Here is a 15,891-nt window from a genome sequence, read left to right as displayed (position 1 = left end):
CTCAAAACAGTGAAAATCGTGAAAGTATACCCTGTACCGCGGTCAACGTTAACCGGCGATTGTTTCTACGAAACAGAAAGAGGATGGTTTTCATTGTTATGAATCAAATTGACGCCCTTCACGGGCACACCAATGCAATTTTTCTCGTGGAAAAGCTGTATTCACGCCACGCAAGCTGGTAGAATCCTGCGCCATCACTACGCAACGAGTGCTGGAATTTAAACGGCGCTTATTTGCACAAATCCATTGACAAAAGAAGGCTAAAAGGGCATATTCCTCGGCCTTTGAATTGTCCATATAGAACACATTTGGGAGTTGGACCTTGGCTAATATCAAATCAGCTAAGAAGCGCGCCGTTCAGTCTGAAAAGGCCCGCAAGCACAACGCTAGCCGTCGCTCTATGATGCGTACTTTCATCAAGAAAGTATACGCAGCTATTGAAGCTGGCGACAAAGCTACTGCACTGAAAGCATTTAACGAAATGCAACCACTCGTGGACCGTCAGGCTGCTAAAGGTCTGATCCACAAAAACAAAGCTGCACGTCATAAAGCAAACCTGACTGCACAGATCAACAAACTGGCTTAATCGCCCGTCTGTTGTCGCTTTGTGAAAAAACCCGCGAAAGCGGGTTTTTTTATGCCTGTTGTTTGTGCAACCAACTTCGAAGGCAACCGCGATCCGCAGATGTAGAATGATTCCGGCTGCGGGAACATACCGCAGCCGGAATCATGACGGCTTTCTTGATTACTGCGGCTTAAATAATGTCGAGTAGTCCGCATTACAAATACGCTGCACAGCCGGATGCTGGATCATCCTCTCCGCAAATATGGCGTGATACTCCTCCATCACATTCTCTACGCGTCCAATTTCAACAATAGAATCATCAGCATAGAAATTATGCGAATACAGCGTAGGCGCAACGAAAATAGCGTTATGCGTTGCGCCAAACGCTTTCATCAGCGCGGCGTCATCAAACTCGCCAAGGATTTCAACGTTCAGTCCTTGTGAGTTAATCCAGTTCAACAGCTTACGTCCGAGCATCGAACGACGTCCAGGGATCAGCAATCGACGCTCTTCCAGACAGGCTGGAAACGGTTTCTCAGGCAGCGGCTTGGTACACCAAAAACTCACGCTGCATTCGCCTATCCGCACCGAGAACAGCCCTTCCTGCTGCGTTGAGTCGATCGGACAATCGGAAATGATCATGTCCAGCTTATGCTGGCTGAGTTGCTCCAGCAGCATCTCGTGCGTTGATTCAAAACAACGCAGGTGGATTTGCTCATTCTCAACCACCGCGGCATCCAGCACGCTGCTGACCAGTTGTTTGGACAATGCATCCGCCACACCGACATCAAACAGCAAATTCGACTCTTTGCGATAGTTCACGATATCCAGCATTTCCTGGCTTAAGGTGAACATTTTGTCTGCATACCGAAAGACTAATTCCCCCAGTTCACTGGGTTCCAGCCCGCGCCCCTTACGCTTAAACAACTTCCCTTGTAAGCGTTCCTCAAGCGCTTTGATCTGCCCGGTAATAGTTTGTGGTGTCAGATAAAGCGCTTCTGCGGCACCTACCACCGATCCTTCTTTATACACATGCCAGAAGTAATACAGGTGGTTGTAATTTATATGAGACATACTCTCTCCCTGAAATTGTCACCAAGAGTTATCTGCTCAGGCTGACGTATTCAACCGGGTACGCAGCCAGCTATAACCGATAACTGCCGACAGCAGAGAGCCGATCAGGATCCCCAGTTTTGCCCAGTTAATCAGCTCTGGATCAACGTTACCAAACGCCAGGCTGGCGATGAAAATCGACATCGTAAAGCCAATGCCGCACAGAATACCGACCGCCATAATTTGCTGGAAATTCGTACCTTCAGGCAGCTGCGCTACCTTGAGCCGTAATGCCAGCCAGCAGAACAGGCTGATCCCCAGTGGCTTACCGATAAGCAGGCCGGCAATAATCCCCAGCGGCAGGATGGAGGTCAACCCGTCCATCGTCACGCCCTGCAGTGAAACACCCGCATTAGCAAAAGCAAACAGCGGCAGGATCAGATAGGCCACCCACGGATGCAGGACATGCTCCAGTCGCTTCGCGGGTGAACGCCCATGTTTTTCCTTCAACGGAATAAAGAAACCGACGATCACCCCAGCCAGAGTGGCATGCACGCCGGACTTCAGCACTGCCGTCCACAGCACGACGCCAACCAGAATATAAATACCGGTACGTCTCACACCACACAGATTCAATGCCGCCAGGACGAGAATTGCGCACGCGGCGACGCCCAGAGACAACAAAGAGAGATCGCTGGTGTAGAACAACGCGATGATCACGATGGCGCCGAGGTCATCGATAATCGCCAGCGCCATCAGGAAGATTTTCAACGCCAGCGGAACACGGCTGCCCAACAGCGCCAACACGCCTAATGCAAAAGCGATATCCGTTGCTGCCGGAATTGCCCATCCTTCACGAGTGATAGGGTCGGCATAGTTGAATGCCAGATACAGCAACGCCGGGACAATCATGCCCCCGATCGCGGCAATGATCGGAAACGCCGCCTGACGCAGGCTGGCAAGCGAACCCTGCATTAACTCACGCTTCACTTCCAGACCAATCAACAGGAAAAACACCGCCATTAACGCGTCGTTGATCCACAGCAGCATATTTTTGTTGATCTCAAGCGCGCCAACCCGCAGTTGGACAGGTGTTTCCAGAAAGGCGTGGTACCATCCACTGGTAACCCCGATATTTGCCATCATCATAGCGACTGCGGCAGCGATGATCAGAATGATACCTCCCGAGGCGTCGCTACTAAAAAAACGGTGCAGATGTTTCACTTTTATTCTCTCTATTGGGTGAATACTTCGTAATTACTATCTTACACCCTCAGAAAGCTCGTTAAAATTAGATTATTCATGATGAATAGATCGGTTTTTACGATCTAAAAGAGCGAAGTTGGTGAAGATTTTCCAGACGTAAAACAGAAATAAAAAAGCCTGAAACTTTTCAGCTCCAGGCTTTTGTCAGAGAGAAAACGGCGAATTAACGCGTCAAATCATCAAAGAATTTCTTCACGCCGTCGAAGAAGCTTTTGGAACGCGGGCTGTTTTGCTCGCCGGTAGGACCACCAAAGCTATCCTGCAGGTCTTTCAGCAGCTGTTTCTGCTTGTCGTTGAGGCCAACCGGGGTTTCAACAACCACACGGCACAGCAGATCGCCCTGTGCGCCGCCGCGTACAGACTTAACGCCTTTACCACGCATGCGGAACAGTTTACCGGTCTGCGTTTCACCCGGAATTTTTAACTTCACGCGACCGTCCAGCGTCGGGACTTCAATCTCACCGCCCAGGGCTGCCATCGCAAAGTTAATCGGCACTTCGCAGTACAGGTTATTGCCTTCACGTTCGAAAATTGGGTGCTGTTTTACCTGCACCTGCACGTACAAATCACCCGCTGGCGCGCCATGCTCACCGGCTTCGCCTTCACCCGCTAAACGAATACGGTCGCCGGTATCAACCCCTGCAGGGATCTTAACAGACAGCGTTTTGCTCTTCTCAACGCGACCATGCCCGTGGCATTTGTTGCACGGGTCTTTGATCAGCGTACCGCGACCCTGACAGTGTGGACATGTCTGCTGTACGGCGAAGAAACCCTGGCGCATCTGCACCTGACCGGAACCGTGACAGGTTGGACAGGTCTGCGGTTGTGTGCCCGCCTTCGCGCCACTGCCGTGGCAGACGTCACACTCTTCCAGCGTAGGGATGCGGATCTCTTTGGTGACGCCACGCACGGCTTCTTCCAGAGTGAGATCCATGTTGTAACGTAAATCAGCCCCACGTGAGGCGCGCTGACGACCACGACCGCCGCCAAAGATATCGCCAAACACGTCACCAAAGATATCGCTGAAGTCTGCCCCGCCGCCAAAACCGCCGCCGCCGCCCATACCACCTTGCTCAAACGCTGCATGGCCGTACTGATCGTAAGCCGCACGTTTTTGCGCATCGGTCAGGATCTCGTACGCTTCTTTGATCTCTTTAAACTTGGCTTCGGCCTCTTTATCACCCTGATTGCGGTCCGGGTGATATTTCATGGCCAGGCGCTTGTAGGCCTTCTTGATTTCACGCTCTTCCGCTGATTTGGAAACGCCTAAAATCTCGTAATAGTCTTGCTTTGCCATTGGTTTTTTTAAGCCCCTTAACATACGAGCACGGGCGAAGAGGAAACCTCTACGCCCGTGCCGATTAACTACCCTGCATCAGGGCGATTATTTTTTGTCTTTCACTTCTTCAAACTCAGCGTCGACAACGTCGTCATCTTTCGCGTTGTTTGCAGAAGCATCAGCGCCTGCTGCACCAGCCTGCTGCTGGGCGTGCTGCTGCTGAGCGATTTCCATCAGTTTCTGGGAAACCTGTGCCAGCGCCTGCATCTTCGCTTCGATATCCGCTTTGTCTTCGCCTTTCAGAGAGGTTTCCAGCGCGGTCAGTGCAGACTCGATGGCAGTTTTGTCGTCAGCCGGCAGTTTGTCGCCTGCTTCTTCAACCTGCTTGCGAGTGCTGTGCAGCAGATGATCAGCCTGGTTACGGGTCTGAACCAGCTCTTCAAACTTACGGTCAGATTCTGCGTTCGCTTCTGCTTCGCGAACCATTTTCTGAATTTCTTCTTCGTTCAGACCAGAAGAAGCCTTGATGGTGATCTTCTGCTCTTTACCGCTGTTTTTGTCTTTCGCGGAAACGTGCAGAATACCGTCGGCATCGATGTCAAAAGTAACTTCGATCTGCGGCATACCGCGCGGAGCCGGACTGATACCATCCAGGTTAAACTGACCCAGATCTTTGTTATCAGCAGCACGTTTACGTTCACCCTGCAGCACATGGATGGTTACCGCAGACTGGTTGTCTTCAGCGGTAGAGAACACCTGGCTGTGCTTGGTCGGGATGGTGGTGTTCTTCGCGATCAGCGGAGTCATTACGCCACCCATGGTTTCGATACCCAGAGACAGCGGGGTAACGTCCAGCAGCAGCACGTCTTTAACATCACCGGTCAATACACCACCCTGAACAGCTGCACCGATTGCTACGGCTTCGTCCGGGTTAACATCTTTACGCGGCTCTTTACCGAAGAACTCAGCGACTTTCTTCTGCACCATCGGCATACGCGTCTGACCACCAACGAGGATAACGTCGTTGATATCAGATACGGACAGGCCAGCATCCTGCAGAGCAACTTTCAGTGGCTCGATAGAACGGTTAACCAGGTCTTCAACCAGGCTTTCCAGTTTCGCACGGGTCACTTTGATGTTCATGTGTTTAGGACCAGTCGCGTCTGCAGTGATGTACGGCAGGTTCACGTCGGTCTGCTGCGCAGAGGACAGCTCGATCTTCGCTTTTTCTGCGGCTTCTTTCAGACGCTGCATCGCCAGCGGGTCATTACGCAGGTCGATACCCTGATCTTTCTTAAACTCGTCAACCAGGTAGTTGATCATACGGCTGTCGAAGTCTTCACCACCCAGGTGGGTATCACCGTTGGTTGCCAGAACTTCGAAGGTTTTTTCGCCGTCAACTTCGTCGATTTCGATAATAGAGATATCGAAAGTACCACCACCGAGGTCATATACCGCGATAGTACGGTTGCCGACTTCTTTATCCAGACCGTAAGCCAGCGCAGCTGCGGTTGGTTCGTTGATGATACGTTTTACTTCCAGACCTGCGATACGGCCAGCATCTTTGGTTGCCTGACGCTGAGCATCGTTAAAGTATGCAGGTACGGTGATAACAGCTTCAGTTACTGGTTCACCCAGGTAATCTTCAGCCGTTTTCTTCATTTTTTTCAGCACTTCAGCAGAAATCTGCGGCGGTGCCAGTTTCTGACCTTTAACGTCAATCCATGCATCACCGTTGTCAGCACCGATGATTTTGTACGGCATGATGGCTTCATCACGCTGTACTTCTTCGTCCTGGAAGCGGCGGCCAATCAGGCGTTTAATCGCAAACAGGGTGTTTTGCGGGTTTGTCACTGCCTGACGTTTAGCCGGCTGACCAACCAGAGTTTCACCATCCTGGGTATAAGCAATGATAGAAGGCGTGGTGCGATCGCCCTCGGCGTTCTCCAGCACACGTGCAGTAGTGCCATCCATAATCGCTACACAAGAGTTGGTAGTACCCAGGTCGATACCAATAATTTTACCCATCTAAACGTCTCCACTAAAAATTCGGTCATCATGTGGTTGTGAATCTGTAATAAGGGCGAAACGTGCGGTTTCAACTACCCTGAATCGTTTTTTTTCAGACTCACCACTGCGGTTGCTTACAAGATGGGGTCGTAACCCACGTCATCAAGGGGGGCATGAAAATTTTTTTTAGCCTTGTGGCAATAAAATCGCAGAAAAAAGGCTAAAAGATTAAAAAATGAATAGTCTCAAATCAAAACTAATTCATAAAACAGATAAATTCAGCACAGCCATTCACATAAAAATTGTAATAAAAAGAAAATATTACAAGCATGAATCATGATTCTGACAGCGGTAAGATGGTCTGAAACGACACACTTTTACAGCCGTCAAAGAGAAATTCCATGAAATCCGTATTAACCCTTTCCGCCAGCCTGCTTATGGGCCTGCTGCTGAGCAGTGCCGCACACGCTAACGATCATAAAGTCCTCGGTGTGATCGCCATGCCCCGTAATGAAACCACCGATCTGACGCTGAAACTACCCGTTTGCCGCGTGGTGAAACGCATTCAACTTACGGCCGATCATGGTGATTTACAGCTCAGTGGTGCATCGGTTTACTTCAAGGCTGCCCGCATGTCCAGCCAGAGTCTGAACGTGCCTTCCTCCATCAAAGAAGGGCAAACAACCAATTGGATCAACATCAATAGCGACAACGACAATAAGCGCTGCGTGAAAAAAATAACCTTCTCCGGTCATACGGTGAACTCTTCTGATATGGCGACGCTGAAAATCATCGGCGACGACTAATTCGCCATACTTTTATTCAGATGCCTCAGAAACATGAATGTCACCTATTTGATGAAGCTAAAAGCTGATAGAGAGTTAACCAAAATTCTGCGAACCCACGCCGCCGTCGGCGTAATCGGGCACGGATTACTGCGCGGAGCCGGACTTGGCGGCCTAAAACGAGGTTAAAGCGGTAAGCGGCAGCGCCTATCGCGTGACGATCCCAGCGGTACTCCACATCGCCTGCCTGCGCAGAATGCTCAACCACACACAAACGTGATGCCCATCACAGGGAAAATAATTCGTTTTCCCTTCGTTAGATCATAGACAGTGCTCTCTCCCCTGATTATTATGCCGCGCCCCGAAGACAGTGATCGTTATTCGGGGAAACTATTTCACCATTCAATCAATGATGATTTTGAGGAATTATGGGCAACACTAAGTTGGCTAATCCGGCACCGCTGGGCCTGATGGGCTTTGGCATGACCACCATTCTGCTTAACCTGCATAATGCGGGTTTCTTCGCTTTAGACGTTATTATTCTGGCGATGGGCATTTTCTACGGCGGTATCGCGCAAATTTTTGCCGGTCTGCTGGAATATAAAAAAGGCAACACCTTCGGTTTAACCGCCTTTACTTCCTACGGTTCGTTCTGGCTGACGCTGGTTGCGATCCTGCTGATGCCGAAAATGGGCCTCGCGGATGCAACCAATGGTCAGTTCCTGGGCGCTTACCTGGGTCTGTGGGGTGTGTTCACTCTGTTCATGTTCTTCGGTACGCTGAAAGCCGCGCGCATGCTGCAGTTCGTGTTCCTGAGCCTGACAGTGCTGTTCGCCCTGCTGGCCGTTGGCAACATTGCAGGTAACGAAGCAATCATTCACATTGCTGGATGGGTTGGCTTAGTGTGCGGCGCAAGCGCCATTTACCTGGCGATGGGTGAAGTGCTGAACGAACAGTTTGGCCGCACCATCCTGCCGATTGGTGAAGCACATTAATCTGATACTATCCCCCCTTCCGGGGGGATAGTTCTTACAACTGCTGTAACTCTGCCTGTACGTTCGAATCGCGATGATAAATATCCTGTCGCAGCCAAATTCCCAAACCAAGCCCTACCAGCGATAACGCCAGTACATACCAGGCCGGAGCCATTGGCGACACGCTCATCAACACCGTTACTGCGATGGGTGTTAGCCCACCGAAAATGGCATACGAGACGTTATAGGAAAAGGAAATACCGGTAAAACGGACTTCTGCCGGAAACGCCCGCACCATCACGTAAGGCACTGCCCCCACGACGCCAACGCATAACCCTACCAGGCCGTACAACCCAAACAGGTATTCGGGATGACTGCCGGTCAGGTGATAGAAAAACCAGCTCGAACAGGCCAGCAGCAGGCTACCGACAATAAAAGTTTTGCTGGCACCAACCTGGTCGACAATAAACCCCGCCAGTAAACAACCGATGCACAGCATAATTGTGGCGACGCTGTTAGCTTGTAACGTCAGCGCCGGCGCAAAGCCATATTGCTTCTGCAACCAGACTGGCGACATCAGGATCACTACCACAATCCCGGCAGAGAGCAGCCAGGTTAGTAGCATTGACACCACCACTGCTTTTTTATGTTTACTCACCACCGATTTCACCGGTAGCTCTTGCGCCAACGCTTTACGCTGCTGCATTTCGAGGAAGATGGGCGTCTCCTGCAGCCAACGGCGTAGATACATTGCCACCAACCCAAACGCGCCCCCCAGCAGGAAAGGGATACGCCAACCATAGTCATGCACCGCTTGCTGCGTAAAACTGGTGTTCACTAACGTCGCAACCACTGACCCCAGCAGAATTCCCACCGTTAGCCCAGCGGTCAACGTTCCGCAGGCGATGCCGATGCGACGCTCTGGTACATGTTCGGCCACGAATACCCACGCACCTGGTACTTCCCCCCCAATGGCTGCGCCCTGCAAAATGCGCATCAGCAGTAACAGCAGCGGCGCCAGGATCCCAATTGAGGCGTAATCAGGCAGCAGTCCAATCGCCAGCGTTGGTATTGCCATCAGTAAAATACTCAGCGTGAACATTTTCTTACGCCCGACCAGATCACCAAAATGCGCCATGATGATGCCACCCAGTGGACGCGCCAGATATCCGGCGGCAAAGATGCCGAAGGTTTGCACCTGACGTAGCCATTCAGGAATATCTGCAGGAAAGAAGAGTTCGCCAACAACAGCGGCAAAGAAGACAAAGATAATGAAATCATAAAACTCAAGCGCACCGCCAAGAGCAGCAAGCGTTAGGGTTTTATAATCCTGGCGATTCAGCGGTCGATTGTGTTGTGACATAGCAAACCATCAGTCAGTGGAGTTATTGAATCTGTCTGTCGATATATGTAAAGCAAAAATTACTATATCGTAAACAATTCAATACTCCACTGTCATTGGCACTTATGCCGCGATCGGGCTACTTTTAGGCGTTTGTATCGCGTATTGCACTTTTTGGACGAAAAGATGCTACAACAGCCGGTGCGGTTTCGACATACGGTCCATCTAATAGCTGTATACAATACGGTACACTAGCAAAAATGCCGGGCACGACAACCTTACCGTCAGCCTCTTTCACGCCTTCCAGCGTTTCTTTGATCGATTTCGGCTGTCCAGGCAGATTCAGGATCAGCGCCTGTTTACGAATTACGCCAACCTGACGGGAGAGGATCGCCGTTGGCACAAAGTGCAGACTTATCTGGCGCATCTGTTCGCCAAAGCCTGGCATCTGACGGTCAGCGACGGCAAGCGTAGCATCAGGCGTCACGTCGCGACGTGCCGGACCCGTCCCGCCAGTTGTCAGCACCAGATGGCAGCTCATTTCATCAACCAGCTCGCATAAGGTCTGTTCGATGATCGCCTGTTCATCCGGGATCAACCGCGTTTGCAGTTCAAAGGGGGTGGTAAGGGCAGACGCCAGCCACTCTTCCAGGGCCGGGATACCTTTATCCTGGTAAACACCGCTGGAAGCACGGTCAGAAATGGACACCAGGCCAATGCGTAAAGTATTCATGATTATTCCGTTTAAACAGTCTCGTTAAACAGAATGATACACTGCGAAAGGAAGGACAGACAGGTTTCAGAAGAGGTAGCGTGACCCATATCCGGGCCACGCTTAAATGATTACAGCAGATCGCCAATCATTTTTTCCAGTTTACCCTGGTCTACAGCAAACTTACGGATACCGTCCGCCAGTTTGTCTACAGCCATCGGATCCTGGTTGTGCTGCCACAGGAACTCAGCTTCGGTGATGCGTGCAGGACGCGCTTTCACTTCGCCGGAGAAGGACAGTTTACGTTCGATAGCGCCTTCGCTTTCCGCCAGCTCTTTCAGCAGTGCCGGAGCAATCGTCAGACGATCGCAGCCTGCCAGCTCAATGATTTCGCCGATGTTACGGAAGCTCGCGCCCATTACCACAGTTTCGTAACCGTGCTGTTTGTAGTACTCGTAGATTTCCGTTACGGAAACCACACCCGGATCTTCCGCCGGTGCATACTCTTTCTTGTCGGTGTTGGCTTTGTACCAGTCAAGAATACGACCAACGAACGGAGAAATCAGGTATACGCCAGCTTCTGCACATGCACGTGCCTGCGCGAAGGAGAACAGCAGAGTCAGGTTACAGTTGATGCCTTCTTTTTCCAGCTGCTCAGCGGCACGGATGCCCTGCCAGGTTGAAGCCAGTTTAATCAGAATGCGATCGTTGCTGATGCCAGCGTCGTTGTACATTTTGATCAGACGTTTTGCTTTCGCGATGGATGCTTCGGTGTCGTAGGACAGACGAGCATCGACTTCAGTGGAGATACGACCCGGGACCAGTTTCAGGATCTCCAGACCGATATTGACTGCCAGTTTGTCGGTCGCGTCGACGACCTGTTGTGCGCGGTCGTTACTCTGCTGCTTAGCCCAGGCTACAGCGTCATCAATCAGCTTGCGGTATTCCGGGATCTGCGCTGCGTTAAGAATGAGAGAAGGGTTGGTTGTGGCATCCTGAGGCTGATACAGCTTCATTGCCGCGATGTCTCCGGTGTCGGCCACTACTGTGGTGAACTGACGAAGGGAGGTCAATTTGTCCGTCATGATAGCGATTCTCTTTAAACAGCTTGTTAGGGGGATGTAACCGATCTTCCCTGATGATAGCACGACGCACTCTCAGCGCAACCGCCTGGATTGTCCGACCAGCCGCTCAGTCCTGATTACGCATCTCAAAGCCTGTGATGCGCAATTGCGGGATATAACGATTGTTATGATAAACTCCCGCAATCACTCTCATGACAAGGTATATACTGGTCGATTATTGGTAGCGCTTACACGGAAATCTTCGCGCTTACCGGCATCAACAAGAGGGATGTTAATGCCTGATTTTTTCTCATTTATTAATGAAATACTCTGGGGATCGGTGATGATCTACCTCCTGCTTGGCGCAGGATGTTGGTTCACCTGGCGTACAGGGTTCGTGCAGTTCCGCTACCTTCGCCAATTTGGCACAAGTCTTAAAAACAGCATTAGCCCGCAGCCGGGCGGTTTAACTTCCTTTCAGGCTCTGTGCACCAGTCTTGCCGCGCGTATCGGTAGCGGGAACCTGGCTGGCGTAGCGTTGGCGATCGCCGCTGGCGGTCCTGGAGCCGTTTTCTGGATGTGGGTTTCAGCGGTCATTGGTATGGCAACGTCATTCGCCGAGTGCTCACTTGCCCAACTGTATAAAGAACGCGATAGCAATGGACAGTTTCGCGGTGGCCCTGCATGGTATATGGCACGTGGGCTGGGCATGCGCTGGATGGGCGTCCTTTTTGCCATTTTTTTACTTATTGCCTATGGACTGATTTTTAACAGCGTTCAGGCAAATTCCGTTTCGCGTGCGCTGACTTTTGCTTTTGATATTCCTCCCCTCGTCTCCGGTTTCGCACTGGCAATCACGTCATTAATTGTCATCGTCGGTGGCATCAAAGGCGTAGCTCGCCTGATGCAATGGTTCGTTCCGATGATGGCACTGCTGTGGGTCGGAGGTAGCATCATCATCTGTCTGTGGCATATCGAGCAGCTTCCCGACATTATCATCACCATTATAAAAAGCGCCTTTGGCTGGCAGGAAGCCGCAGCGGGTGCGGCCGGATATACGCTAAGCCAGGCTATTGCCAACGGTTTTCAGCGCGGCATGTTTTCTAACGAAGCCGGAATGGGATCTACGCCGAATGCAGCCGCATCGGCCGCATCCTGGCCACCGCATCCTGCGGCACAAGGCATTGTGCAAATGATTGGGGTATTAGGCGACACTCTCGTTGTCTGTACGGCCAGCGCGATGATTATTCTGTTGGCAGGCAATAGCACCAGCTATGTCCCTATGGAAGGCATCCAGTTACTCCAGAAAGCAATGGTAACGCTCGCGGGGGAGTGGGGAGCAGGATATGTGGCTTTTATTGTGATTCTGTTTGCCTTTAGCTCGATCGTCGCCAACTACATTTATGCGGAAAACAATCTCGTCTTCCTGAAACTGGACAATATCCGCGTCATCTGGCTATTGCGCATCGCCACCGTTTGCACCGTTATCGGCGGAACGTTTGTCAGCTTTCCGCTGGTCTGGCAGTTGGCCGATATTATTATGGCTTGTATGGCCATCACAAACCTGACGGCGATTCTGCTGCTTTCTCCGGTTGTGCATACCATCGCCAGCGACTATCTACGCCAGCGTAAACTTGGCGTACGACCGGAATTTGATCCGCACCGTTATCCTGATATCAGACAACAACTTGCCCCCGAAAGCTGGGATGAAACGCCGCGCGGATAGCGCGGCAATCACAACCATCGATCAATTCTGTCGTTTTTTTTGCTAAAGTCGCAATAAATCTCCTGCAAGGACTGGATATGCTGATTCTGATTTCACCTGCAAAAACGCTCGACTACCAAAGTCCGCTGGCAACGACACGCCATACGCTACCCGAACTGCTGGATCACTCCCAGCAGCTTATCCACGTGGCGCGCCAGCTTTCTGCGCCGCAGATTGGCAAGCTGATGGGGATTAGCGACAAACTGGCGGATTTGAATGCCACGCGTTTCCATGACTGGCAGCCTGACTTCACCCCGGAAAATGCGCGCCAGGCCATTCTGGCGTTTAAGGGCGACGTGTATACCGGACTGCAGGCTGAAACCTTCAGCGAGGCGGATTTCGACTTCGCTCAGCAGCATTTACGGATGTTGTCCGGACTTTACGGCGTGCTACGTCCGCTGGATTTGATGCAACCTTACCGTCTGGAGATGGGCATTCGTCTGGCCAATGCGAAAGGTAAAGATCTCTACCAGTTCTGGGGAGATACCATCACCGATAAACTTAACGAAGCACTTGAAGCGCAAGGCGACAGCGTGGTGATTAACCTCGCTTCGGATGAGTATTTTAAATCGGTGAAGCCGAAAAAGCTTAATGCAGAACTGATCAAACCGGTCTTCCTTGACGAGAAGAACGGCAAGTTCAAAGTCATCAGCTTCTATGCCAAAAAAGCGCGCGGCCTGATGAGCCGCTACATCATTGAAAACCGCTTAACGCAGCCAGAACAGTTGACCGCTTTTAACAGCGAAGGCTATTTCTTTGATGAAGAATCGTCAGGGAAAGGTGAACTGGTGTTCAAGCGTCACGAGCAGTAGTGTACATGCCGGATGACGGCTAACGCCTCATCCGGCACAAGAATTACCCGCGGGTCATCATCAGCTTACGCAGTTGCGCAAAATCAGCTGGCAGATGATGCGAAAGCAGCGGCAAGTCTGCGCGTTCCGCCAGCTCTTTTGGCAGAGCCAGCTTCAGATCAAGAATCTCCTCAACGCTTTCTTTAAACTTCGCCGGATGCGCAGTACCGAGGAACAGGCCATACTCGCCAGGGTTTAGCTGATCACGCAGCGCACGGTAAGCCACCGCCGCATGCGGTTCAGAGGTGTAGCCTAACTCATGCAGCTCGCGCATCGTTTCCTGTGTCGTGACATCGTCAACGGCGGCGTAACCCAGCTCATTCAGACGCCAGATTTTACGGCGGAACAGTTCTTCCACGCGCGGCCAGTTGTTCGGCTGACTGACATCCATCGCATTCGACAACGTCGCCTGGGTTGCTTTCGGTGCCCACTCGCCTTGTGCAAGGAAGCGTGGAACCGTATCGTTGACGTTGGTCGCGGCGATAAAACGCTTCACCGGCAGGCCCAGTGATTTCGCCAACAACCCGGCGGTCAAATCGCCAAAGTTACCGCTGGGAACGGAAATAACCAGCTGATTTCGCGCCTCTTGCGGCAGTTGCGCCACGGCCTCAAAGTAGTAACAAATTTGCGCCAGCAGACGGCTGATGTTGATTGAGTTAGCCGAATTCAGCCCCAAAGCCACCTTCAGCTCGTCATCATCAAACGCCTGTTTAACCAGCGCCTGACAGGCATCAAAATCACCGTCGATGGCGACAGTTTCAATATTGCCGCCCAGCGTACAGAACAATTTTTCCTGTAATGGGCTGATCTTGCCATTCGGATAAAGGATCACCACTCGCACGTTTTTCAGGCCATAAAAGGCATGTGCAACCGCCGCCCCGGTATCCCCAGAGGTGGCAGTCAGAATCGTGACCGGTTTATCGCCGCTAATATGCGTCAGCATCTGCGCCATAAAGCGTCCGCCAAAATCTTTAAATGCCAGCGTAGGACCATGGAATAGTTCAAGACAGCCGACATCCGCGGCAACCTGAGCCACCGGCGCAGGGAAGGCAAACGCCGCACGTACGCGATCTGCAAGGACTTCCTGTGGGATCTCATCACCAATAAATGCGGAAAGGATCTTAGCGCTGCGGCTAACGAAATCCTGGTTCAGCATCTCATCGATTTCTGTCAGATTGAATTCCGGCAAATCGTGCGGAAAAAACAATCCCTGATTCTTGCCAAGCCCTTGCGTGACGGCCTGCGCAAAGCTGACCTGCTCGTTGTGATCTTTCAGATTATACAGTTTCATTGATTATCCCAGTACCCGTGCGCCCGCCGTGTCCAGCCGGCAAATATGAACAAAGCCTTCCTGATTTTGCAGGTAATTTTTATCCAGCCAGTCTGCGACACGCTGCGCCGTATCCGGCTTGTCGCATAAAGCGAACAGCGTCGGTCCTGACCCGGAGATACCACTGGCCAGCGCGCCGATTTCCGCTACCGCCTGACGTGCCTGGCTAAAGCCTGGCAGCAAACGGGTACGGTACGGCTCAGCAATGACATCTTTCATCAGCTTCGCGGCAAGCGCTGGCTGACGGGAATAGCAGGCATGGATAAACCCAGCCAAATGCCGCCCGTGGGCAATACAGTCTTGTCGGCGATACTGCGCAGGTAAAATCGCCCGCGCTTCTGCCGTCGATACTTTAATCCCCGGATATGCCAGCACCCATAGCCACTCATCAAAGCCTGGCACCTGCTGGCTGATAATGCCGTTTTCTTCAATCATTAACTGCATGCCGCCCAAAAAGCACGGGGCAACGTTATCGTAATGAATACTGCCGGAGATACGCCCTTCCAGCTCGCCCATTATTGCCAACAGGCGCGTATCGTTGAGCGGCTTACCGCAGTGTTCATTCATCGCGACCAGCGCTGCCACAACGGAACAGGCGCTGGAGCCTAACCCAGAGCCAATCGGCATATTTTTTTCCAGCGTCATCGCCACCGGAACGCTTTTACCCAGTTCCTGGCAGAAACGCTCCCAGCACTGGTAGACGATATTTTCTCGCGGCTCAGACGGCAGCTTATTAGCAAAGCGCCCGAGGTTGTTCAGGCTGAAATGGTCGGCCGCCTCAACGGACACCACATCGCCCAACAACGAGCCATCTATCGGGGTAACCGCCGCCCCGAGCACATCAAACCCGACGCTCATATTGGCACTGGAAGCCGGGGCATAAACTCTCACCATG

Annotated in this window: 14 protein-coding genes and 2 pseudogenes; 6 read left to right on the top strand and 10 right to left on the bottom strand. The window is 51.8% G+C overall.

Going from position 1 to position 15,891, the window contains the following annotated elements; translation table 11 throughout:
- Position 1: 1 nt before the first annotated feature.
- A pseudogene (locus On2M_RS24170) lies at positions 2 to 205 on the bottom strand (DUF2575 domain-containing protein).
- A 117-nt stretch (positions 206 to 322) separates the two neighbouring features.
- On the opposite strand from On2M_RS24170, the gene rpsT reads away from it, so the two are divergent.
- Positions 323 to 586 (top strand): 30S ribosomal protein S20, encoded by a 264-nt coding sequence (gene rpsT / locus On2M_RS04140; protein ID WP_038637070.1) that lies wholly within the window; start codon positions 323 to 325, stop codon positions 584 to 586.
- Positions 587 to 745: 159 nt separating this feature from the next.
- Here the strand turns inward: rpsT and nhaR are convergent, their stop codons facing one another.
- From nhaR to dnaK, 4 genes are all read right to left on the bottom strand, one after another.
- Positions 746 to 1,639 carry a transcriptional activator NhaR gene (nhaR, locus tag On2M_RS04135; RefSeq protein WP_151216694.1) on the bottom strand — a complete coding sequence of 298 codons (894 nt, stop codon included), beginning with the start codon at positions 1,637 to 1,639 and terminating at the stop codon, positions 746 to 748.
- A gap of 36 nt (positions 1,640 to 1,675) precedes the next feature.
- Positions 1,676 to 2,842 carry a Na+/H+ antiporter NhaA gene (gene nhaA / locus On2M_RS04130; RefSeq protein WP_187253705.1) on the bottom strand — a complete coding sequence of 389 codons (1,167 nt, stop codon included), beginning with the start codon at positions 2,840 to 2,842 and terminating at the stop codon, positions 1,676 to 1,678.
- Between the two features lie 205 nt (positions 2,843 to 3,047).
- Complete coding sequence (gene dnaJ, locus On2M_RS04125) at positions 3,048 to 4,181, bottom strand: molecular chaperone DnaJ (RefSeq protein ID WP_008786151.1); 1,134 nt, start codon at positions 4,179 to 4,181, stop codon at positions 3,048 to 3,050.
- 87 nt (positions 4,182 to 4,268) lie between these two features.
- Entirely contained in the window at positions 4,269 to 6,191 is a 1,923-nt protein-coding gene (dnaK, locus tag On2M_RS04120; protein ID WP_151216692.1) for a molecular chaperone DnaK, read from the bottom strand.
- A 383-nt stretch (positions 6,192 to 6,574) separates the two neighbouring features.
- Here dnaK and On2M_RS04115 point away from each other — a divergent pair, with 383 nt between their 5' ends.
- The 3 genes and pseudogenes from On2M_RS04115 (at position 6,575) to satP (ending at position 7,953) form a co-directional block, all read left to right on the top strand.
- Complete coding sequence (locus tag On2M_RS04115) at positions 6,575 to 6,979, top strand: DUF2541 family protein (RefSeq protein ID WP_210904417.1); 405 nt, start codon at positions 6,575 to 6,577, stop codon at positions 6,977 to 6,979.
- A gap of 72 nt (positions 6,980 to 7,051) precedes the next feature.
- Positions 7,052 to 7,238 (top strand): annotated as a pseudogene (locus tag On2M_RS04110) (hypothetical protein); the annotation flags it as partial.
- Positions 7,239 to 7,386: 148 nt separating this feature from the next.
- On the top strand, positions 7,387 to 7,953 hold the full coding sequence (gene satP, locus On2M_RS04105) for an acetate uptake transporter (RefSeq protein ID WP_187253704.1): 567 nt from the start codon (positions 7,387 to 7,389) through the stop codon (positions 7,951 to 7,953).
- A gap of 34 nt (positions 7,954 to 7,987) precedes the next feature.
- On the opposite strand, the gene On2M_RS04100 is transcribed toward satP, so the two are convergent.
- The 3 genes from On2M_RS04100 to tal form a co-directional block, all read right to left on the bottom strand.
- Positions 7,988 to 9,295 carry an MFS transporter gene (locus On2M_RS04100; protein ID WP_151216689.1) on the bottom strand — a complete coding sequence of 436 codons (1,308 nt, stop codon included), beginning with the start codon at positions 9,293 to 9,295 and terminating at the stop codon, positions 7,988 to 7,990.
- Between the two features lie 124 nt (positions 9,296 to 9,419).
- On the bottom strand, positions 9,420 to 10,007 hold the full coding sequence (gene mog, locus On2M_RS04095) for a molybdopterin adenylyltransferase (RefSeq protein WP_151216688.1): 588 nt from the start codon (positions 10,005 to 10,007) through the stop codon (positions 9,420 to 9,422).
- Positions 10,008 to 10,117: 110 nt separating this feature from the next.
- Positions 10,118 to 11,071, bottom strand: coding sequence for a transaldolase (gene tal / locus On2M_RS04090; RefSeq protein ID WP_151216687.1), 954 nt, complete (start codon positions 11,069 to 11,071; stop codon positions 10,118 to 10,120).
- 274 nt (positions 11,072 to 11,345) lie between these two features.
- Between tal and On2M_RS04085 the strand changes: the two genes are divergently transcribed.
- Together On2M_RS04085 and yaaA are read left to right on the top strand one after the other, a co-directional pair.
- Entirely contained in the window at positions 11,346 to 12,776 is a 1,431-nt protein-coding gene (locus On2M_RS04085; protein WP_151216686.1) for a sodium:alanine symporter family protein, read from the top strand.
- Between the two features lie 77 nt (positions 12,777 to 12,853).
- Positions 12,854 to 13,627 (top strand): peroxide stress protein YaaA, encoded by a 774-nt coding sequence (gene yaaA / locus On2M_RS04080; protein ID WP_187253702.1) that lies wholly within the window; start codon positions 12,854 to 12,856, stop codon positions 13,625 to 13,627.
- A gap of 43 nt (positions 13,628 to 13,670) precedes the next feature.
- On the opposite strand, the gene thrC is transcribed toward yaaA, so the two are convergent.
- Both thrC and thrB read right to left on the bottom strand, forming a co-directional pair.
- On the bottom strand, positions 13,671 to 14,957 hold the full coding sequence (gene thrC, locus On2M_RS04075; RefSeq protein WP_151224531.1) for a threonine synthase: 1,287 nt from the start codon (positions 14,955 to 14,957) through the stop codon (positions 13,671 to 13,673).
- A gap of 3 nt (positions 14,958 to 14,960) precedes the next feature.
- Positions 14,961 to 15,890 (bottom strand): homoserine kinase, encoded by a 930-nt coding sequence (gene thrB / locus On2M_RS04070; RefSeq protein WP_151216685.1) that lies wholly within the window; start codon positions 15,888 to 15,890, stop codon positions 14,961 to 14,963.
- Between the last annotated feature and the right edge of the window lies 1 nt (position 15,891).

Origin of the sequence: Citrobacter sp. On2M, from assembly GCF_018035235.1 — a bacterium.
Taxonomy (GTDB): Bacteria; Pseudomonadota; Gammaproteobacteria; order Enterobacterales; family Enterobacteriaceae; genus Citrobacter; species Citrobacter meridianamericanus.
The sequence above is the reverse complement of the archived record's forward strand: the minus strand, read 5'-3'. Positions and strand labels throughout refer to the sequence as shown.